22 protein-coding genes are annotated in these 19,004 nt (G+C 69.3%); 7 read left to right on the forward strand and 15 right to left on the reverse strand.

Annotated elements, in window-relative coordinates:
* Positions 1 to 36 precede the first annotated feature (36 nt).
* Together ectB and ectA are read right to left on the reverse strand one after the other, a co-directional pair.
* The gene (gene ectB / locus NJE57_RS05575; protein ID WP_319027409.1) at positions 37 to 1,332 is read right to left on the reverse strand and encodes a diaminobutyrate--2-oxoglutarate transaminase; all 1,296 of its coding nucleotides are present in this window, start codon (positions 1,330 to 1,332) and stop codon (positions 37 to 39) included.
* A 70-nt stretch (positions 1,333 to 1,402) separates the two neighbouring features.
* Positions 1,403 to 1,915, reverse strand: a complete 513-nt coding sequence (gene ectA / locus NJE57_RS05580) for a diaminobutyrate acetyltransferase (protein ID WP_319027410.1) — start codon at positions 1,913 to 1,915, stop codon at positions 1,403 to 1,405.
* Positions 1,916 to 2,094: 179 nt separating this feature from the next.
* On the opposite strand from ectA, the gene NJE57_RS05585 reads away from it, so the two are divergent.
* Positions 2,095 to 2,532, forward strand: coding sequence for a pyridoxamine 5'-phosphate oxidase family protein (locus tag NJE57_RS05585; RefSeq protein WP_319027411.1), 438 nt, complete (start codon positions 2,095 to 2,097; stop codon positions 2,530 to 2,532).
* On the opposite strand, the gene NJE57_RS05590 is transcribed toward NJE57_RS05585, so the two are convergent.
* Positions 2,526 to 2,963: a low molecular weight phosphatase family protein gene (locus tag NJE57_RS05590; protein ID WP_319027412.1), complete on the reverse strand. Its 438-nt coding sequence runs from the start codon at positions 2,961 to 2,963 to the stop codon at positions 2,526 to 2,528. The two genes, NJE57_RS05585 and NJE57_RS05590, sit on opposite strands and share 7 nt — an antisense overlap.
* 8 nt (positions 2,964 to 2,971) lie before the next feature.
* Entirely contained in the window at positions 2,972 to 4,138 is a 1,167-nt protein-coding gene (gene arsB / locus NJE57_RS05595; protein WP_319027413.1) for an ACR3 family arsenite efflux transporter, read from the reverse strand.
* A gap of 78 nt (positions 4,139 to 4,216) precedes the next feature.
* Between arsB and NJE57_RS05600 the strand changes: the two genes are divergently transcribed.
* Positions 4,217 to 4,567 (forward strand): metalloregulator ArsR/SmtB family transcription factor, encoded by a 351-nt coding sequence (locus NJE57_RS05600; protein ID WP_319027414.1) that lies wholly within the window; start codon positions 4,217 to 4,219, stop codon positions 4,565 to 4,567.
* Positions 4,568 to 4,575: 8 nt separating this feature from the next.
* Here the strand turns inward: NJE57_RS05600 and arsA are convergent, their stop codons facing one another.
* The 3 genes from arsA to NJE57_RS05615 are packed head-to-tail and all read right to left on the reverse strand — an operon-like array spanning position 4,576 to position 7,557.
* On the reverse strand, positions 4,576 to 6,408 hold the full coding sequence (gene arsA, locus NJE57_RS05605) for an arsenical pump-driving ATPase (RefSeq protein WP_319027415.1): 1,833 nt from the start codon (positions 6,406 to 6,408) through the stop codon (positions 4,576 to 4,578).
* Positions 6,409 to 6,424: 16 nt separating this feature from the next.
* A complete protein-coding gene (arsD, locus tag NJE57_RS05610; RefSeq protein ID WP_319027416.1) occupies positions 6,425 to 6,829 on the reverse strand; it encodes an arsenite efflux transporter metallochaperone ArsD in 405 nt (134 codons plus the stop codon).
* Positions 6,826 to 7,557: a low molecular weight phosphatase family protein gene (locus NJE57_RS05615; RefSeq protein WP_413464360.1), complete on the reverse strand. Its 732-nt coding sequence runs from the start codon at positions 7,555 to 7,557 to the stop codon at positions 6,826 to 6,828. The genes arsD and NJE57_RS05615 overlap by 4 nt, the downstream gene beginning before the upstream one ends.
* A 72-nt stretch (positions 7,558 to 7,629) precedes the next feature.
* Here NJE57_RS05615 and NJE57_RS05620 point away from each other — a divergent pair, with 72 nt between their 5' ends.
* Positions 7,630 to 7,914 (forward strand): amphi-Trp domain-containing protein, encoded by a 285-nt coding sequence (locus tag NJE57_RS05620; RefSeq protein ID WP_319027418.1) that lies wholly within the window; start codon positions 7,630 to 7,632, stop codon positions 7,912 to 7,914.
* A gap of 45 nt (positions 7,915 to 7,959) precedes the next feature.
* Here the strand turns inward: NJE57_RS05620 and NJE57_RS05625 are convergent, their stop codons facing one another.
* Entirely contained in the window at positions 7,960 to 9,474 is a 1,515-nt protein-coding gene (locus NJE57_RS05625; protein ID WP_319027419.1) for a SulP family inorganic anion transporter, read from the reverse strand.
* Positions 9,475 to 9,574: 100 nt separating this feature from the next.
* Here NJE57_RS05625 and NJE57_RS05630 point away from each other — a divergent pair, with 100 nt between their 5' ends.
* A complete protein-coding gene (locus NJE57_RS05630) occupies positions 9,575 to 9,928 on the forward strand; it encodes a MerR family transcriptional regulator (RefSeq protein ID WP_319027531.1) in 354 nt (117 codons plus the stop codon).
* Between the two features lie 33 nt (positions 9,929 to 9,961).
* Here the strand turns inward: NJE57_RS05630 and NJE57_RS05635 are convergent, their stop codons facing one another.
* Positions 9,962 to 11,038, reverse strand: a complete 1,077-nt coding sequence (locus NJE57_RS05635) for an ArsO family NAD(P)H-dependent flavin-containing monooxygenase (protein ID WP_319027420.1) — start codon at positions 11,036 to 11,038, stop codon at positions 9,962 to 9,964.
* Between the two features lie 73 nt (positions 11,039 to 11,111).
* On the opposite strand from NJE57_RS05635, the gene NJE57_RS05640 reads away from it, so the two are divergent.
* Together NJE57_RS05640 and NJE57_RS05645 are read left to right on the forward strand one after the other, a co-directional pair.
* Positions 11,112 to 12,197, forward strand: coding sequence for a permease (locus NJE57_RS05640; protein ID WP_319027421.1), 1,086 nt, complete (start codon positions 11,112 to 11,114; stop codon positions 12,195 to 12,197).
* Positions 12,198 to 12,218: 21 nt separating this feature from the next.
* A complete protein-coding gene (locus NJE57_RS05645; protein WP_319027422.1) occupies positions 12,219 to 12,455 on the forward strand; it encodes a thioredoxin family protein in 237 nt (78 codons plus the stop codon).
* Here the strand turns inward: NJE57_RS05645 and NJE57_RS05650 are convergent.
* The 3 genes from NJE57_RS05650 to NJE57_RS05660 all read right to left on the reverse strand — a co-directional run bounded on the left by NJE57_RS05650 (position 12,452) and on the right by NJE57_RS05660 (position 15,877).
* Complete coding sequence (locus tag NJE57_RS05650; protein ID WP_107746824.1) at positions 12,452 to 12,862, reverse strand: arsenate reductase ArsC; 411 nt, start codon at positions 12,860 to 12,862, stop codon at positions 12,452 to 12,454. The genes NJE57_RS05645 and NJE57_RS05650 overlap by 4 nt on opposite strands.
* Positions 12,863 to 12,929: 67 nt before the next feature.
* Entirely contained in the window at positions 12,930 to 14,087 is a 1,158-nt protein-coding gene (locus NJE57_RS05655; RefSeq protein WP_319027423.1) for an acyl-CoA dehydrogenase family protein, read from the reverse strand.
* 134 nt (positions 14,088 to 14,221) lie between these two features.
* Positions 14,222 to 15,877 (reverse strand): phospholipase D family protein, encoded by a 1,656-nt coding sequence (locus NJE57_RS05660; protein WP_319027424.1) that lies wholly within the window; start codon positions 15,875 to 15,877, stop codon positions 14,222 to 14,224.
* Positions 15,878 to 15,926: 49 nt separating this feature from the next.
* Between NJE57_RS05660 and NJE57_RS05665 the strand changes: the two genes are divergently transcribed.
* Complete coding sequence (locus NJE57_RS05665; RefSeq protein WP_319027425.1) at positions 15,927 to 16,634, forward strand: PIG-L family deacetylase; 708 nt, start codon at positions 15,927 to 15,929, stop codon at positions 16,632 to 16,634.
* Between the two features lie 73 nt (positions 16,635 to 16,707).
* On the opposite strand, the gene NJE57_RS05670 is transcribed toward NJE57_RS05665, so the two are convergent.
* The 3 genes from NJE57_RS05670 to NJE57_RS05680 are packed head-to-tail and all read right to left on the reverse strand — an operon-like array spanning position 16,708 to position 18,979.
* Positions 16,708 to 17,448: an APA family fibronectin-binding glycoprotein gene (locus NJE57_RS05670; RefSeq protein ID WP_319027426.1), complete on the reverse strand. Its 741-nt coding sequence runs from the start codon at positions 17,446 to 17,448 to the stop codon at positions 16,708 to 16,710.
* Positions 17,445 to 18,143: an alpha-ketoglutarate-dependent dioxygenase AlkB gene (locus tag NJE57_RS05675; RefSeq protein ID WP_319027427.1), complete on the reverse strand. Its 699-nt coding sequence runs from the start codon at positions 18,141 to 18,143 to the stop codon at positions 17,445 to 17,447. Before NJE57_RS05675 ends, NJE57_RS05670 begins: the two co-directional genes overlap by 4 nt.
* A complete protein-coding gene (locus NJE57_RS05680) occupies positions 18,140 to 18,979 on the reverse strand; it encodes an inositol monophosphatase family protein (protein WP_319027428.1) in 840 nt (279 codons plus the stop codon). Before NJE57_RS05680 ends, NJE57_RS05675 begins: the two co-directional genes overlap by 4 nt.
* Positions 18,980 to 19,004 lie beyond the last annotated feature (25 nt).

A 19,004-nucleotide genomic window follows, 5' to 3' on the forward strand; every position in this document is an offset into this window, starting at 1 on the left:
CGTCGAAGGTGGGGGTCAGGCCGGAGTCGGGCGACGTCAGGTGTACTGCGCCGCCAGGACGTGATCGACGGCCTCGTAGCAGATCTCGACACCACGGTCACGCTCTTCGTCGCTGAGAGTGAGCGGCGCGAGGAACTTGACCACCTCGTCGCTCGGCCCGGCGGTCTCGACGAGCATCTTGTGGTCGAAACACCGCTTCATGACCTCGCCCGCCAGCTCGGGAGACTCGAGGAACGCGATGCCGAAGGCCATGCCCCGGCCACGCAGCTCGAGCTTGCCCTCGTACTTGTAGACCAACGGCGAGAAGCGCTCGCGGAGGATCCGGCCGTTCTCAAGCGTGCGGTTCTGCAGCTCCTCATCCGACCAGAACTTGCGCAGCGCGACATCGGCGGTGATGAACGCCATGTTGTTGCCGCGGAAGGTGCCGTTGTGCTCGCCCGGGGTCCACTCGTCGAGCTCACGGTTGAACAGGGTGATCGCCAGCGGCAGACCGTAGCCGCCGATCGACTTGGACAGGCAGACGATGTCGGGCTTGATGCCCGCGAATTCGAACGAGAAGAACTCGCCGGTGCGGCCACACCCCATCTGGACGTCATCGACGATCAACAGGATCTCGTGACGATGGCACAGTTCCTCGAGTGCCTGGAGCCACTCGGCGCGTGCGGCGTTGATGCCACCCTCGCCCTGCACGCACTCCACGATCACCGCGGCCGGACGGTTCATGCCCGAGCCCGAGTCGCCGAGCACCCGCTCCATCCACTGGAAGTCCTCGGTGACGCCACCGAAGTAGTTGTCGTACGGCATCGGGGTGGCGTGCACCAGGGGGATGCCGGCACCGGCCCGCTTCATGGAGTTGCCGGTCACGGACAACGAGCCGAGAGTCATGCCGTGAAAGGAGTTGGTGAAGTTGACGATCGCCTCGCGGCCCGTCACCTTGCGCGCGAGCTTCAGGGCCGACTCGACGGCGTTGGTGCCCGTCGGTCCGGGGAACATGACCTTGTAGTCCAGCCCGCGTGGCTCGAGGACCTTCGTCGTGAAGGTCTCCAGGAACGCCCGCTTGGCCACGGTGTACTTGTCCAGGGAGTGGGTGACGCCGTCGCGCTGGATGTACTCCAGCAAGGCGTCCTTCATGTCGTCGTCGTTGTGGCCGTAGTTCAGGGCGCCGGCGCCGCCGAAGAAGTCCAGGTACTCGTCACCGTCGACCGTGGTGATCGTCGTGCCCTTCGCCGTGTCGAAGACCACCGGCCAGTTCCGGGAATAGCTGCGGACCTCGGACTCCCGATCGCTGAAGATCGAGGTGTCCAGGTTGGGGTCATGCGTGGCTTCGGTCATGGTGGTGATCACTCCATCGGAACGGGGGGTGGGGCGGCGATGACGGACCTGCGGGGTCCGGGCGCCCTTGTCAGGAAATGGTGTAGAGGTCTTCGGGTTCGTGTCCTTCACCGAGCAGCTCCGCGCTGATGTAGTCCTCGCTGGACAGCGTCATACCCCGGTCGCGGGCGACCGCACCGAAGGTGCGCTGGGACGCCTGGTTGTCCGGGCTGATGGTGGTGCGCAGTCGGACGACCCCGCGCTCGGCGAGGCGGTCCATCTGGTGGTGGAGCAGTCGTGCGGCAAGGCCCTTGCCGCGTTGGTCCGCGTCCACGCCCACCTGCCAGACGAAGATCGTGTCCTGCTCCGACGGGCGTAGGAATCCGGTGACGAAACCGACGACACGGCCCTCGACCTCGACGACGACCGAACTCTCCGAGAACTCGGCTCCCCACAGCACGTAGGCATAGGAGGAGTTGAGGTCGAGGACTCCACTGTCGCGGGCGATCTCCCACATGCGGTTCCCGTCTGCCGCGGTGGGCTGACGGAATACCGCGTCGGACGAATCAGGGTTACGGGGTGCTGCTCGTTCTCCTGGGTTCATAGTCGCCTCCCACCGTAGTGACGCCGACCGGTTGCTGCATCTACCTTCGTCAGATCGTTACCTGAATAGCCGATGAGTTCGCAGGTGGCCGACGTGGAGTGAGGTCCGTCACCCGGGGGGTGCTATTTCGAGGTCCCGGCGCTCTTCCGCACAGGGCCGGAGCCTGGGAGAATCCATCCATGGACGACAACCCGGACAACCCGATCATCGAATTCGACGAGCAACGCTCACTCGAGCTGCTCGCGACCGAGTCGCTCGGCCGTCTGGTCACCGTCTCCGGTGGGAGTGCGGACATCTTCCCCGTCAACTACGCCGTGTCGCCGGAGGGCAGGCTCGTCTTCCGCACCGCGGAGGGCAGCAAACTAGCCGGTCTAACCATCCACCCCGACGTGGTCTTCCAGGTGGACAACATCGAGGACCAGCGGGCATGGTCCGTGATCGTGCGCGGCGAGGCACGTCGTCTCGACAGTTTCGCGGAGATCAACCGCGCGGAGGAGCTGGACCTCAAGCCGTGGATCCCGACCCTGAAGTACAACTTCGTGGAGATCACGCCGGAGAAGATCTCGGGCCGCGGGTTCACGTTCGGCGAGGAGCCGGAGCGCTACGTCGGCTACTGATCCCGGGCGAGTTCCGCCCAGAGTGCGCGGACCCGTGCGGCGATGTCGTCGCGGATCAGTGCCATCCGCTCCGCACCCTCGATTCCACGCTCGCTCGGCTCGTCGGTGTCCCAGACCTCGATATCCGCGCGCATCCCGTCGATCCGGCCGAGTCGCGCGGCGGTACCGAGCACGACCACACGATCGGCGTGGCGCAGGACGTCGTCGTCGACCGGCTCGGCCACGGCCCCCGACATGTCGGCACCGATCTCGGCGAGCGACGCCACGGATTCGGCGTTCGGCGACTTCCCCAGTGCGGGCTGCGTACCGGCCGAACGGACCTCGACCGCTTCCCCGGCGACCTGGCGCAGCAGCGCTTCGGCCATCTGGGACTTGCCGCGGTTGGACTTGCACACGAACAGGACGCGGGGCCGCTGCGACGTCTCTGACATGGTCGGTGTCATCGGTGATCGGCTCCCGTTGTCCCGGACACGGCCGCCGCGTCCTGGTGGATCGCGCCGGGAACTGTGGGATCTCCCTTGAACAGGCGTTTTCCAGCCCACAGGCTCACATAGACGAGAGCGATCAGTACGGGGACCTCGATGAGCGGTCCGACCACGCCCGCGAGCGCCTGACCGGACGCCACTCCCCAGGTTCCGATGCTCACCGCTATGGCGAGTTCGAAGTTGTTGCCCGCCGCGGTGAACGCGACGGCGGTCGACTTGGCGTAGTTCAGCCCCGTCGCCCGTGCCGCCAGCAGGCTCCCGCCGAACATGAGCACGAAGTAGGCCAGCAGGGGCAGTGCGATACGCAGTACGTCGATCGGGCGGTTGATGATCTCGTCCCCCTGGAACGCGAAGAGCACGACGATGGTGAACAGCAGGCCGTAGAGGGCCCACGGACCGATCCTCGGCAGGAAGGTCCCCTCGTACCACTGCCTGCCCTTGACCTTCTCGCCGAAGTGGCGGGTGAGGAACCCCGCCAGCAGTGGGATACCGAGGAACACCAGCACGCTCAGTGCGATGGCCCAGACGGAGAAGCCGGCGGTGGTGGTCTCCAGGCCCAGCCAACCCGGGAGGACCTGCAGGTAGAACCATCCGAGGCCGGCGAACGCGATCACCTGGAAGACCGAGTTGATGGCGACGAGCACCGCCGCCGCCTCCCGGTCACCGCAGGCGAGGTCGTTCCAGATGAACACCATGGCGATGCACCGGGCCAGGCCCACCACGATCAGCCCCGTGCGGTACTCGGGGAGGTCGGGGAGCATCAGCCAGGCCAGCGCGAACATCAGCGCCGGGCCGATCAGCCAGTTGAGCGTGAGAGACAGGACCAGCAGCGTGCGGTCCCCTGTGACGCGGTGCGTCTCGTCGTAGCGGACCTTCGCGAGGACGGGATACATCATCACCAGCAGGCCGACGGCGATCGGGACCGAGATGCCACCGACCTCGACCGCCTCCAACGCTTCGGCGATCCCGGGCACCACGCGCCCGAGCAGGAGTCCGAGCGCCATCGCCGCGAGGATCCACACCGCCAGATAACGGTCGAGGAAGGACAGCCGCGCGGCGACCGGCGCCTCGGGATCAACAGGGGCGGGGGGGCCGGCGGTGGCCGATACCGGGGTGCTCATGGGCCCAACCCTAGGCAATTCATCGACATCGGTCAATGTATGGGTCGCCGGCCGCCGGCATCCGCGTAATCTGGTCCCATGACCTCGTCCGAGCACACCGAATCCTGCTGCATCGCCGGTGAGAACGGGCCGCTCACCCAGTCGGAGGCCGAGGACGCGGCGGCCCGGTTCAAGGCGCTGGCCGATCCCATGCGTCTACGGCTGCTCTCGCACATCGCGGCGGCGGACTGCAACGACGTCTGCGTGTGCACCCTCACCGAGCCGCTCGGGATCACCCAGCCCACGGTCAGCCATCACATGAAGAAGCTGGTCGAGGCGGGACTCGTGACCCGCGAACAACGAGGCCGGATGGCGCACTACAGCATCGTCCCCGAGGCGTTCGCGCAGATCCGCGACATCGTGGACGTGCGGGGCCTCCGGTTCGTCTGAGGGGCGATTCAGGACGACGTCGTCTCCTGGGTCGCAGCCCACGGCACCACAGCTCCCGGCACCACGGCCCCCGAGCCCGAGACCAGACGGCGCAACGCCTCCGGACCGACGGGGGCCTCCACCGAGTACGGCACTACGGCCACGCTCTCGGCGAGGCCGCCCCGGACCGCGGCCAGCTCCTCGCGCTCGAGTTCGGCGCGGCGGTGCAGGACGGCGTCCCCGGTTCCGTTCGCCGCGAGTGAGTTGTTGACCACCCACGCCCACGGTTCGATACCGGCTCGTCGCAGATCATCCTGGAGCGCGGCCGCCTCGAGGACCGGCGTGGTCTCCGCGAGTGTGACGATGAGGATCTTGGTCTGCGCCGGATCCTGCAGCCTCATGAGCGGCGTGGTGAAGCGACCACCGTCCCCCATCTGCCGGCCGATCTCGCGATGGTAGGACCCGGTCGCGTCGAGCAGGAGTAGCGTGTGCCCGGTCGGGGCGGTGTCGACGACGACGAAGCGGCGTCTCGACTCGTGGATCACCCCGGAGAATGCCTGGAAGACCGCCACCTCCTCCGTGCACGGCGAGCGGAGGTCCTCCTCGAGCGCGGCCAGGCCGGCCTCGTCGAGGTTCGCCCCCTTCCCGGCGATGACCCGGCGGCGATACTCGGTTGACGCCTCGTCGGGATCGATGCGGGAGACGGTGAGTCCCGGGATCTCTCCCGCGACGGTGTCGATGAGATGAGCGGCGGGGTCGGTGGTGGTGAGGTGCACCTCGTGTCCGCGCGCGGCGAGTTCGACGGCCACCGCCGCGGCCACGGTGGTCTTGCCGACTCCCCCTTTGCCCATCGTCATGACGAGACCATGCCCGTCGGCCTCGATCTGGTCGACGAGGTCCGAGAGCGGATCGGGCGCAGTGGAGGGGCCACCGGGATCGGCGTGCGCCGGAGCGGTCGAGTCCTCCACGGGCTCGAAGAGCCGTTCCAGCGCCGCGACGCCGACGAGGTTCTCCGGCCGGAGTGGGACCGTCTCGACGGGCAGCCCGCGGAGTCTGTCGGGCATGGCGTCGAGAGCCGCCTGCTGCCGCCTCCGGAACCCGGTGGCGACGGGATCGGCGAGGTCGTCGTCGTCCTCCGCCCCCGAGAGCATTCCGTTCACGACGACCCACTGGTTGCGCATCCCCACGTCGGCGAGCTCGACCGAGGTCCGGGCGATCTCGTCGAGGGACGAGGTCTGCGGGCGGGCCACCAGCACGAGCCTGGTGGTGGCCGCGTCCGCCAGTCGCGCGACGGCGTCCGCGTACACGGCGCGCTGTTTGTCGAGCCCCGCCATCGGCCCCAGACAGGAGGCGTCGCCCTTGCCACGCTCCAGGAAATCGGTCCACGAACCGGGGAGCGTGAGCAACCGGATCGTGTGTCCGGTGGGCGCGGTGTCAAAGACGACGTGGTCGAACCCGTCCATCACCCCGGGGTCGGTCAACAGCGCGGTGAACTCGTTGAACGACGCGATCTCGGTGGTGCAGGATCCGGAGAGCTGCTCGGTGATCGCGGTGATCTCGGCCTCCGGCAACAGACCGCGCACCGGTCCCACCACGCGCTCGCGGTAGGCCTCGGCGGCGGCGTCCGGCTCGATCTCCATCGCCGAGAGCCCAGGGACCGCACCGACCTCGACGATCCGGTTCCCGATCCGCTGGCCGAACACCTGCCCCACGTTCGAGGCGGGATCGGTGCTCACGAGCAGGACACTCGCGCCCGCCCGGCAGAGCCGGACCGAGGTCGCGCAGGCGAGGGAGGTCTTCCCCACCCCGCCCTTGCCGGTGAAGAACAGGAAACGGGCGGGGTCGTCGAGGAACGAGTTCATGAACGCCTTTCGGGGATCAACAGCAGCCGGACGGACCGCAGCCGTCGTCGCCGGGCGCCAGCAGGTCCGCACCCACGGGCGCCGCGCCGACGACTGAGGGGACCGGCGTGGTCACGTCCAGTCCCGCCCACCTCGCCAGCTCCGCTCGCGTGGGGTAGCGACCGGTGAGCGCGGTGACGCCGTCCACGCGGAACAGCGGGAGACCCTCGGATCCACTCAGCCGGAGGAAGGCGGCGACCTCCTCGTCCGACGCGAAGCGCATCGGCTCGGCGGCGAGGTTGACCCGCTCCACCGGCGTGCCCGCCGCGGCGAGCCAGTCGCAGTCGGCGGAGAACTCGACGAGTTCGGCGGGCACGTCCGGTCCGCAGACGCCCGATGAGCAGCAGAGCGCGGGTTCGAAGACGGTGATGGTCGTGGTCATGGTGTCGGGGCCCCCTCGGCGGACAGAGCATCCGAGGCGGGCGGGGGAGACGTGCCGACGATCTCCGGCAGGGCCCTACGGACCCGCGCGTCGATGTCGTCACGGATGGAACGGACTCGGTCGAGATCCTGGCCGGCGGGGTCCGAGACGTCCCAGTCCAGGTACCGCTTGCCCGGATAGACGGCGCAGGCGTCCCCGCACCCCATGGAGATCACCACGTCAGCGGCCGCCACCACGTCGTCGGTGAGTGGCTTGGGGTATTCCGAGGTCAGGTCGAGTCCGATCTCGGCCATGGCCGCCTGACAGTTCTCGTCGATCCCGGAACCCGGGAGAGACCCGGCGGACCGGACGTGGACCCGCCCCTCAGAACGGTCCGCCATGAGAGCCGCGGCCATCTGGGAGCGCCCCGAGTTCTGGACGCAGATGAAGAGCACCTCGGGGACGTCCTTGGTGACCCTCCCCTCGGCCTGCGCGAGAGCCTTGAGCCGGTCGGTCGCGAAGCGACGGGACAGCGACGGCAGATGCGTGGTGACCCGCGCGGTGCGACGCAACGCGGCATACGACTCGAACACCACACGCTCGACGGTCTGCGGACTGAACACGCCCTCGTAGTGTCGGGCCAGTTCGCGGGCGTCGCGCTGGAGTTGCGTCTGGGGCATGAGCAGCTCGGGAAGTGGAGCGTCGTGCACGGATCGGGACATATCGGCCTCCAAGCCTCGTATCGACATTCATCAATATAGACACACATCGATATTTAGGGAAGGCCTCCGATATCGCCGCGGAAGGCGGATGATCAGACCATGAGCCCCTCCACCCGGCTTCTCCGCAGCAAGGACACCTACTCCCGCGAGGCTGTCGCGGACCTGCTTGCCACCCTGTCCGAGCGCATCCGGTCCGGCACCGTGACCTTCGACCAGGACGGCAACAGCCTCGACATCGAGGTCCCCGACACCGTGCGGCTCGACATCGAGATCAAGGACACCCCCAAGGACTCCGGAACCAAGCGAGAGGTCGAACTCGAACTGTGGTGGATCACGGGGGCGGACGGTCGACAGGACCCGACCGGCGGCGTCACGATCAGCTGACCGCGCCCCCGTGACCGGGGGCACCGGTTCGGGACGAGCCCGGGCTCAGTGTCCGGCGCCGAGTTTCCCCGAGAGTTTGTCGAGGCGCTCCTGGCTGGCACCGTCGAGGCCGATCACCGAGAGTGTCTTCCCCTTGGCCGCGTACTTGTGCTGCACGGCGTCGAGCGTGGCGACGGTCGAGGCGTCCCAGATGTCGGCATCGGTGAGGTCGAGCACCACGTGCTCGGGGTCGCCCGCGTAGTCGAACTGGTACACGAGGTCGTTGCTGGACGCCCAGAACAGCTCGCCAGTCACCCGGTAGGTACGGGTGTCGACCGCGCCGTCGTGATCGGTGTCGAGCTCGGCGACCTTCTCGATGGTGGTCATGTGTGCGACCCGGCGCGCGAACATGATCATCGCGGTGACCACACCCAGGATCACTCCGATGGCGAGGTTGTGTGTCCATACCGTCACCGCCACGGTGACGACCATGACGAGCGTCTCCGAAAGCGGCATCAGTCGCAGGGTCCGGGGGTGGATCGAGTGCCAGTCCATGGTCCCCACCGAGACCATGATCATCACCGCGACCAGTGCGGCCATCGGGATGAGTCCGACGATATCGCCCAGGACGACGACGAGGATCAACAGGAACACGCCGGCGAGCAGGGTGGACAACCGAGTGCGGGCGCCCGAGGCCTTGACGTTGATCATCGTCTGGCCGATCATCGCGCAGCCGCCCATGCCGCCGAAGAAACCGGTGACGAGGTTGGCGACGCCCTGGCCCCAGCCCTCGCGGGTCTTGTCGGAATGCGTCTCGGTGATGTCGTCGACCAGCTTGGCGGTCATCAGTGATTCCATGAGCCCCACCAGCGCCATCGCCAGGGCGTAGGGGGCGATGATCTGCAGGGTCTCCAGTGTCCACGGCACGTCAGGGATGAGTAGCGACGGCAGCGACCCGGGCAGTTCTCCCTTGTCGCGGACGTTGGGGACCGACCACCCCACCCAGACCACGACGACCGTCAGGGCCACGATCGCGATCAGCGGGGCGGGGATCGCGCCGGTGAGCCTGGGGAAGAACACCATGACGATCAGCCCCACCGCCACCAGGGGATACACCAGCCACGGCACGCCGATCAGGTGCGGGATCTGCGCCATGAAGATCAGGATCGCGAGCGCGTTGACGAATCCGACCATCACGGACCGGGGGATGAACCTCATCAACTTCGCGACCCCGAACAGGGTCAACAGCACCTGCACCACCCCGGCCAGCAGGACGGTGGCGATGAGGTAGTCCAGGCCGTGGTCCGCGGCGACGGGGGCGATGACGAGGGCGATCGCACCGGTGGCCGCGGAGATCATCGCGGGCCGTCCGCCGGTGAAGGCGATCGTGACGGCCATGGTGAAGGAGGCGAACAGGCCCACGCGGGGGTCGACGCCCGCGAGGATGGAGAACGAGATCGCCTCCGGGATGAGCGCCAGCGCCACGACGAGGCCTGCGAGCACCTCGGTCCGGAGCCGGGCCGGGGAGGAGAAAGCAGCGCGGAACGAGGGCAGCACGCCGGTCGGGAACTCGGTGCTCACGGATCACCTACAGTCGGGGACAGGTCTCTCACCGGTTGAGAGAGTAGAAAGCTACCGTAATGGGAGTGTTGTGAGCGGGCCAATCGGCGTCGAACGGACGATGAAGATCGGCGAGGTCGCCGATCGGACCGAGCTCTCGATCCGCAGTCTCAGACACTACGACGAACTGGGCCTCGCCAGCCCCTCCGCCCACTCCCCCGGGGGCTTTCGTCTCTACACCGAGGCGGACGTGGAACGGATCCTGCTCATCCGCCGGATGAAGCCCCTGGGGTTCAGCCTGGAGCGGATGCGTGACTTCTGCCGGGCCCTGGACCGCCGGGCCGATGACCCGGAGAAATCGGCCACCCTGATCGCCGAGATCGAGGCCGAGGCCACCGAGCGGCTCGAACGCCTGCGGACCCACCTGGGCTACGCGGAGGAGTTCGTCGAGATCGTCGAACGACTCAAGGCCTGACCGGGGCACCGGCTGTGGACCGCGGTCCCCGGGTCACCGGCCGACGGCGGCGTTCACCGCGGCCTTCGCCCACTGCCCCACCCCGATGAGGGTCGCCGATGCCGCGCCGCACCAGTCGCCGTAGCCGAGCAGGAACAGCCCGGGCGCGCCCGGGATGGCGGGGCCGTCGGTCACCACCCGTCCGCCGACCCGGGGCACACCCAGGCCGCGGAGATGCCCCAGAGCGGGCCGGAAGCCGGTGCACCAGATCACCGCGTCGACCGGCTCCCGTCGGCCGTCCTCCCACTCCACACCGTCCGGGTGGAACCTGTCGAACATCGGGGTGGCCACCAGCAGGCCCGCGTCGCGGGCAGCGCGGACCGGGGGGACGACGACGATATCGCCGAGCGCAGCGACGCCGCGGCCCGCTCCGGACCGCACCGAGGCGCTGGCCACCCGGAACAGCTCCCGACCGTCGACGTCATCGGGCAGATAGCGCGGGGGACCGGTGGTGCACCAGGTCAGCTCGCCGCGGCCGGGGTCGAGAACCGCGGCGAGGTCGGCGGCGATCTGCGCTCCCGAGTTGGCACCACCCACCACCACCACCACCCGCCGGCCGTCGAACGGCTCCGGACCGCGGTAACCGGCGCTGTGGATCTGTTCGCCCCGGAACTCGCCGACACCCGGATACCTCGGCACGAACGGCCTCGACCACGTGCCGGTGGCACTGATCACCACGCGAGCACGCCAGCGACGGCCGTCCGCGGCGTGCACGACGAAACCCTCCGTGTCCCCGCGGTCCACTCTCGTCACCCCGGTCCCACGCCGGACGGGCAGCCCGTAGTACTCCTCGTAGCCGCGCAGGTACTCCACCACGTGGTCCGCGTCGGGGTTGCCGCCGTCGGTCCGGTGCATCCGGCGGCCCGGGAGCGACGAGTAGTCGGCGGGCGAGAACAGACGCAACGAGGGCCAGGTGTGCGGCCACGCACCCCCCGGCCCCTCCGACGCGTCGAGGATCTCGAAGTCCGCGCCGGCCCGGGCGAGGTAGAAGCCGGCGGCCAGGCCGGCCTGCCCGCCGCCGATCACCACCACGTCCTTCACCACAGCGTCTGCAGCCTCGGCCTCTACCACCGCACAACCCCCGTCCGGCACCCTCTGAACAGTTCTTATAGACACTTATCGATATCAATTCTACAGTGGAGGCATGAGCCCGTTGCACGCCTCCGCGACCGGCCCGACCGGCCCGACCGGCACGGACACCGACACCGGTGCCCGAGAGCATCGTCGACTGGTGGCCTCACTCGCCGCGGCGGCGGTGGCCTGGATCGCCCTGTGGGTGGCCAACGAGTGGTTCTGGGACGCGACCGTCGACTGGCTCGGTCTCGACCTCGCCGACCGGGCGGTCGGGGCAGTGCACTTCTTCCTCTACGACACCGTCAAGATCTTCCTCCTGCTCCTCGGCCTGATGTTCCTGGTGGGCATGCTCCGGGCCAGCCTGGACCTCAACCGCGCCCGCGACTGGCTCGAGGGCCGGGGGCTACTCATCGGCCTCACCCTGGCGATAGTGCTGGGCGTCGTGACCCCGTTCTGTTCCTGCAGCTCGATCCCGCTGTTCATCGGCTTCGTCGCCGCCGGCATCCCGCTCTCGGTCACCCTGACCTTCCTCATCGCCTCCCCGCTCATCAGCGAGATCGCGGCCATCATGATCGGCGAGATGTTCGGCTGGCACATCGCCGCCGCCTACGTCGGCGCCGGTGCCGCCATCGCGTTCATCGCGGGCTGGGCCCTGTCCCGGTTCCGGCTGGAGAAGTGGGTCGACGACGTGGTCTTCACCACCCGCGTGGCCGCACTCCGCGCGGACGGCCACGTGCCCACCCTCCGCGAGCGGGTGGACGCCGCCCTCGGTGAATCCCGAGACATCGTCCGGGGCGTCTGGATCTGGGTGGTGGTGGGCGTCGGGATCGGCGCCGCGATCCACGGCTGGGTACCAGCGGACTTCTTCCTACGCTGGGCGGGCCCGGACAACCCGCTGGCCGTGGTCGTGGCCACCCTCGCCGGGGTGCCGCTCTACGTCAACGGCGCGGGGGTCGTGCCGATCGCCGAGGCACTGTGGACCAAGGGCATGAGCCTGGGCACCGTCATGGCGTTCATCATGAGTTCGATCGCGCTGTCCATCCCCCAGGCGATCATGCTCAGGCGGGTCATGAAGCCGCCCCTGCTCGCGCTGTTCTTCGCCGTCGTGGCCGTCGGCATCCTCGCCATAGGCCTACTGTTCAACCTCATCGCCTGACCCCCACACGCAGGAGGAACAATGATCGTCAAGGTGCTCGGGCCCGGTTGCCGCAACTGCCACACCCTCGTCACCCGCACGCGGGAGGCCCTGGCCTCACTCGGTGAGGACGCCGAGATCATCGAGGTCTCCGACATCGGCGAGATCGCGGGCTACGGGCTCATGAAGACCCCCGGACTGGTGGTCGACGACGAACTCGTTCTGGGCGGGAAGGTGCCCACCGTCCGCCAGCTCACCGAACTCCTGCGCGGACGCTAGACCGGCTGCACCCCGAGTTCGGCGAGCAGACCCTCTACGCGGCGCCTGATCTCGTCGCGGATGGGCCGGACGGCCTCGACGCCCTGCCCGGCGGGGTCGTCGAGGCTCCAGTCCAGATAGCGCTTGCCCGGGAAGACCGGGCAGACGTCACCGCAGCCCATGGTGATGCACACGTCGCTGGACTGCACCGCCTCGGTGGTGAGCACCTTCGGCGTGGCAGCCGAGATGTCGATGCCGTCCTCCGCCATCGCGGCGGCGACAGCGGGGTTGATCGAGTCCGCGGGTGCCGAGCCGGCCGAGCGGACCTCCACCGCGCCACCGGACAGGTGGGAGGTGTAGGCCGCGGCCATCTGCGAGCGGCCCGCGTTGTGGACGCAGACGTAGAGGACGGAGGGACGATCGGTCACGGTGACTCCTCGGCAGAATGTATCGACAGCTGTCGATAGTAGCCGCTCGGGGTCCGGGCGCGGTGGGTCACAGCGCCCGGCCGATGACCTCCTTCATGATCTCGTTGGTGCCGCCGTAGATCCGCATGACGCGGGCGGCGGCGAACTTCTGGGCGATGGGGTACTCCATCATGTAGCCGTAGCCGCCGAACAACTGCAGGCACCGGTCCACCACGTCGTCGAGCATGTCGGTGGCCTGCAGTTTGGCCATCGAGGCGGTGACGGCGTCGAGTTCGCCGGCGATCTCCTGCTGGATGCAGTGATCGATGAAGGTGCGGGTGGCCATGACGGAGGTCTTGCACGTCGCCAACTCGAAGCGGGTGTTCTGGAATTCCAGGATCGGCTTGCCGAAGGCCTGCCGCTCGCGGACGTAGGCGAGGGTCTCCACGACGGCGGCCTCGGCCATCGCCAGGGCGTCCACCGCGATCGCCAGACGCTCGCGCGGCAACTGGTTCATGAGCTGGTAGAAACCCTGCCCCTCCTCACCGCCGAGGAGGTTGGCCGCGGGTACGCGCATGTCGTTGAAGAACAGCTCGGCGGTGTCGGCACCGTGGCGGCCCATCTTCTCCAGGACGCGACCGCGCTCGAAGCCGGGGGTGTCCGCCTCGACGGCGAACAGCGCCATTCCCCTGTGACCGGCGTCCAGGTCGGTCTTGGCCGCCACCACCACGAAGTCGGCGGATCCGCCGTTGGAGATGAAGGTCTTGGAGCCGTTGATGACGTACTGGTCACCGTCACGCCGCGCGGTGGTGCGCACGCCCTGCAGGTCGGAGCCCGCGCCGGGCTCGGTCATGGCGATCGCCGAGATCCATTCGCCCGAACAGATCCGCGGCAGCCAGGCCTGCTTCTGCTCGTCGGTGGCGTAGTTGGCCACGTAGTGCGGGGTGATTGTCGAGCCGACACCCATCCCGAACGCGGTGTCACCCGAGTAGACGAGCTCCTCGGTCACCAGGTACTCCATGCCCGGGTCGCCGCCCTGCCCGCCGAACTCCTCGGGCACGTCCAGGCAGATCAGCCCGGCCCCGCCGGTGCGCAGCCAGGTCTCCCGGTCCACGAACTTCTGCCTGGCCCACTTCTCCTGATTGGGCGTCATCTCCTTGGCGAAGAACGCGCGGGCGTGCTCGCGCAGCAACCGGTGGTCGTCGGTCTCCCAGGAGGGGCGGTAGTCGGGGAAGAGCAGGGTCACCAGGGCCTCCGGTGGTCGATGTACGCGGCATGCGCCGATCAGCCTAGTCAACCCGACCCCGCGCTCAGAGCGGAGTCACCGACCTGTCCCACACCGAACCGAGCCACACCGAACTGACTCACACCGTGCCGCGGTCAGTACCGTCCGCGCAGACGCAGGCGCCAGGGCCGACTGTCCGGGTCGTGCAACCAGCGATAGACGGGAAAGGCCAACGCCATGGTCACCGGATTGAGGCGCGGTGGGTCGAGGGGCCGCAGGCGACCCGGGGGCCGCTCCCCCCGGCGCCCGCCCAGGTGCCACTCCTCGAGCGCGGCGGCGGAGTCTGCGAACGCTCGGAACGTCCCCTCCGCGTCCAGGCAGTCGGCCATCACACGCGCGATCTCGTCGTCGTCGGGGAGCGCGCTGGCACGATCGGCGATCTCCGACACGTCACCCGGGAACGTCGGCCCGTCCACGGACCGCTCCAGGTGTTCGGAGGCCAGGACGAGACGCAACCTGCGGGCGAACGGACTGTGGTCGGGCGCCGCCGTGTCCACGACCACGGCCGAGAGCTCCGAATCGTGGGTCCACGAGCGGCGGCTGAAATTGTCGGACCCGACCGTGCACCAGGTGTCGTCGACCACGCACACCTTGGCGTGCACGTAGACCGGGGTGCCCTGCAGGTTCTCCGGAGCGTAGAACGCCACCCGGCCGGGGGCCGCCGCCGCGAGCCTGCCCATCGCGCGCTGCCGTCCCAGGAGCTGAGGGATCCGCGAGAGCAGGTTGTCACTGTCCGTCCACCGGGGCATCACGACGATCATGTGCAACCCCTCGTCCCGCTGGAGCGACTCCACGAAGGAATCGGCGATGGCGCGCGACCACAGGTACTGGTCCTCGACGTAGATCAGGTGGTGCGCCCGTTCGAACGCCTTCGCGTACCCGCGGGCGATGCTGCGCTCGCCCCGCCGGGCGAACGGGTAGGCCTCCCTGACGCCGCGGCCCGCGTACGTGCGGAGCAACTGCACGATATGCGTACCACCCGGCACCGGGGGAGGTGGCGGGGACTGCGCGGGCAGCGGTTCGGCGTGCACGTCCACGTGGTCGCGGTCCGTGTGATGTCTGCGGGGCGAGTACGTCAGCGGCGTGGGGTCCTCCCACCGCTCCCGGAACACCGTCTCGACGTCGTACACGGCCGGACCCGAGATCGCGCACTGGACATCGTGCCAGGGGGGCGTCCGGCCGTAGGCGTCGGACATCGGCTGGGCCTGCGGATCGCCGAGGTGGCGGGCGTCGTCCCTGCGCGAGTGGGACAGGTCGATACCGCCCACGTAGGCCACGTCCCGCCGCGGCGCGTGCGCGTGCCGGATCACCACGAGTTTCTGGTGGTGCGACCCGCGCGGCGGCACCCGCATGTCCAACAGGACGTTGCCGCCCCGGTCGTCGACCTGCCGGCCGAGCTGCCGGTTCTCCTCGTGCGAGAACTCGTCCATCCCGGCGTGTGAGCGCCACACGAGCCCGTGCACGGCCACCCCGCGGTCGACCGCCCGCCGCAGCACCGCCGCGACCTCGCTTCCGGGCTCGCCGGTGAGCCGCTCGTCGGCATCGCCGCGCCAGTCCGCGAAGAAGACCAGATCGCCCTCGCCCGTGGCCTCGATCCTGGCGTGGAGCTCGGTGAAATACGTGGCCCCGTGCACCAACGGACGCACCTCGTTGCCCTCCGACCAGGCCTGATCTCCCGGGTGACGGGAATCCAGACGGGTGTCCGGGTTGCCCCGCTCGCGCGCGGAGAGCAACCATTCGGTGAGGGCCATGTGTCTCGACGCTACCGACTCTCCCCCGCGGATCGGCAATACTCTCCCCATGACCCCACCCGAGCCCTTTCCCACCGACTGGACCCGCGGCCTGGTCCTGGTCGCCCATCCCGACGATCCCGAGTACGGCATGTCCGCGGCAGTGGCCCGCTGGACCACCGAGGGCCGGCACGTGGTGTACGTCCTGGCCTCGAGCGGCGAGGCGGGGATCGAGGGGATGCCACCGTCGATCGCCGGACCGGTCCGCGAGGAGGAGCAGCGCCGGTCCTCGGCCATCGTCGGCGTGGAGGAGGTGGAGTTCCTCGGCTTCCCCGACAGCAGGATTGTCAACGACTCGCGGCTCCGGGACGCGATCGCCGATTCGATCCGCCGCCACCGGCCCGACGTGGTGATCTCCCTCTACTCCGGTCCCGAGTGGGCTCCCGGTGCGCCCAACCAGAGCGACCACATGGAGTTCGGTGTGGCCGTGGGCGCGGCCTACGACGACCTCGTGGCCGCTGTCGGCGTGGACGCCGCCGAAGGGCGTCCCCAGATGTGGTTCGAGTCCGCACCGGAGCCCACCCACTACGTGGACGTCGAGGGCTTCGTCGAGCCGGCCGTCGACGCGCTGGCCGAGCACTCCGAGTACCTCTCCGTGCTCGATCCCGGGACCCCTGTCCGCGACCAGGCCCGCCGACAGGTCGAGGCCGTGTGCGCTCCCCGCGACGGGATCGCCGGCGACCGACACGTGGTGAGCTTCCGGCGCATGCGGCCCTGATCTTGGTGAGCACCACCGGCCCGGCCCGGCTCGTCTGTCTGCTCAGGCCGGCTCGTCTGTCTGCTTCGGCCGCTCAGGCCGGTTCGGTGGTCGACTCTCCCGGGCCGAGCGGTGCGTAGTGCCCCTCCGGGAGTGGCCGCAGGCGCTCGACGATCTCGTCCGCCCATTCGGCGTGGGGTGAGGACACGGTGCCGTCGCCCGGGCGACCGATATAGGTGAGCCAGTAGCGATGCGCGCCCTCCCCGACGACCGCCGAGTACACCAGCGCACCCTCCGGACCGATGAGGTCCTGCCGGACAGTGGGGAGCACCCGGAACGACACGGACCAGCCGTCGCCGACGCGGGTGGAGATCTGCTCCCTCCGCTCCTCGACCGGCCGCCCCGGGACCGGGAGGAGGTACTGCCCCATCCCGTTGGCCAGCGAGAACGCGGCCAGCTCATTGTCCGGGTCGCCCAGGTCGAACAGCTCCTCGGTGAGAACGCCCGCCAGCACGACCCCGTCCGGACGATCGGCCGCCGGAACTCCCGACTCCCCGGTCTCGACCGGGGTCAGGGCGGTGCTGCCCAAGACCAGCTCGCCCGACTCGGCCCGCCATCCCTCGGGGACGCGGATAACCAGGCCTGCGAAGGGATCCACGTGATCGGAACCCGCCGCCACCTGGGTCTTGGGGGACAGCGTGCGGACACCGGGGCTGTACGTCGCCGAGGAGACGAGCACGGTCGCGACCGCGGCGACCACCGCGAGGACGGCGACGAGGGCCACCAGTAGATAGGTCCGGCTCTTGCCGGCGGACGGGTTCTGGCCTGCACTCATCCGCTCAGCGTAGGTGGGCGGGTCGGCGGGATGGCCGACGGTCGGGTCACCCGCAGTGTGATGTTGACCCGCCCCGGCCCGGCTCCGAGCACCTCGCGACACCAGGCCGGGGCGGTGCCGTCGACGACCTTGGGGACGCCGTGGAAGGCCATCCTCGACGGGCCGCCGAACACCACCAGGTCACCCGATTCCAGGCGCACGTCGGTGTACGGGCGGCCGCGGGACTCCGGGGTGCCGAAGCGGAAGACGCAGGAGTCGCCCAGGCTCAGCGAGACGACGGGAGCCGAGCTCGCCTCGTCGCGGTCCTGGTGCATCCCCATGGTGGCGCCACGGCCGTAGAGGTTCACCAGGGCGGCGTCGGGGGTGTACTCCGCGACCGCCACCGACGGGTCCACGGCGGCGGCCGCCGTCAGCCCGGACCGCGCCGCCCGGACCAGCCAGTCGGGCAGCTGCGGGACCACCTCGTCGTCGTCGTACCGGTACGGCGTCCAGTGTCGCCCCAGGCTGAGGGTTCGCACCGACATCCGTCCCCCACCGGGCAGCACGATGGAGCGCGGTTCCCGCGCGGCCGCCCACCCCACGCAGGCCCGCAGCAGATACTCCTGCTGCTCGCGGTCCATCCACCCCGGCACGTGCACGGCGCCGGGGGCGAGCACCGCCGGCGGGCGGTCGATGCCGAAGAGGGGGTCGGTCACCCCCGGTCCGCGCCGAGCACCGCCCACGCCTGCTCGGCCAACGCCGGAGTCGCGGCGGCCACGACCGTCCCGCCCTCCAGCGGCTGCCGACCGTCCGGGCCGGTGATCACGCCGCCCGCGGCCTCGATGATCGGGATGAGCGCCACGATGTCGTAGGACTTCAGGTCGGACTCGACCACCAGGTCGACCCGGCCCGCCGCGAGCATGCAGTAGGCGTAGCAGTCCCCGCCGAAGCGCTGCAGGCGGACCCGGGAGCCCAGTTCGTCGTAGCGCCTGCGCGCCTCGCCGTCGTGACCGAACATCGACGGGTGGGTGGTGTACATGATCGCCTCGGACAGCTCCTCACACCCCGATACGCGCAGGTCGAACGCCTCCGGCCCGTCCGAGCGGCGACGCACGGTGGCCCGGCCGTGGACCGCGGCGAAGGTCTCGCCGAGAACCGGTTGGTCCATCCAACCGGCCACAGCGCGGCCGTTCTCCACCACACCCACGAGCGTGCCCCACCCCGACATCCCGGTCATGAACGCCTTGGTGCCGTCGATCGGGTCGAGGTACCACGTGCGGGCGGCCTCGGAGGGCCCGGACTCGCCGTTCTCCTCCCCCACCACCCGGTCCCCCGGTGCCATCGACGAGATCCCGGCCCGCAGCAACGCCTCGATGTCACGATCGGCCTCGGTCACCGGGTCGTACCCCTGCTCACCGCCCTTGTCGCCGGCCTCCAACGCCTCGAGCTCACCGTGGAAGTGGCGGCGGGCGATGCGGCCGCTGGCGGCGAGCAACTCGTCGAGGCGCTCGATCAGATCGGGGTCCAGGGGGCGGTCGGGACGTGTCGTCATGGCCCCATGGTGCATCACGGTCGCC

Source organism: Dietzia sp. PP-33 (assembly GCF_033790845.1).
In the GTDB taxonomy this organism is placed as follows: Bacteria; Actinomycetota; Actinomycetes; order Mycobacteriales; family Mycobacteriaceae; genus Dietzia.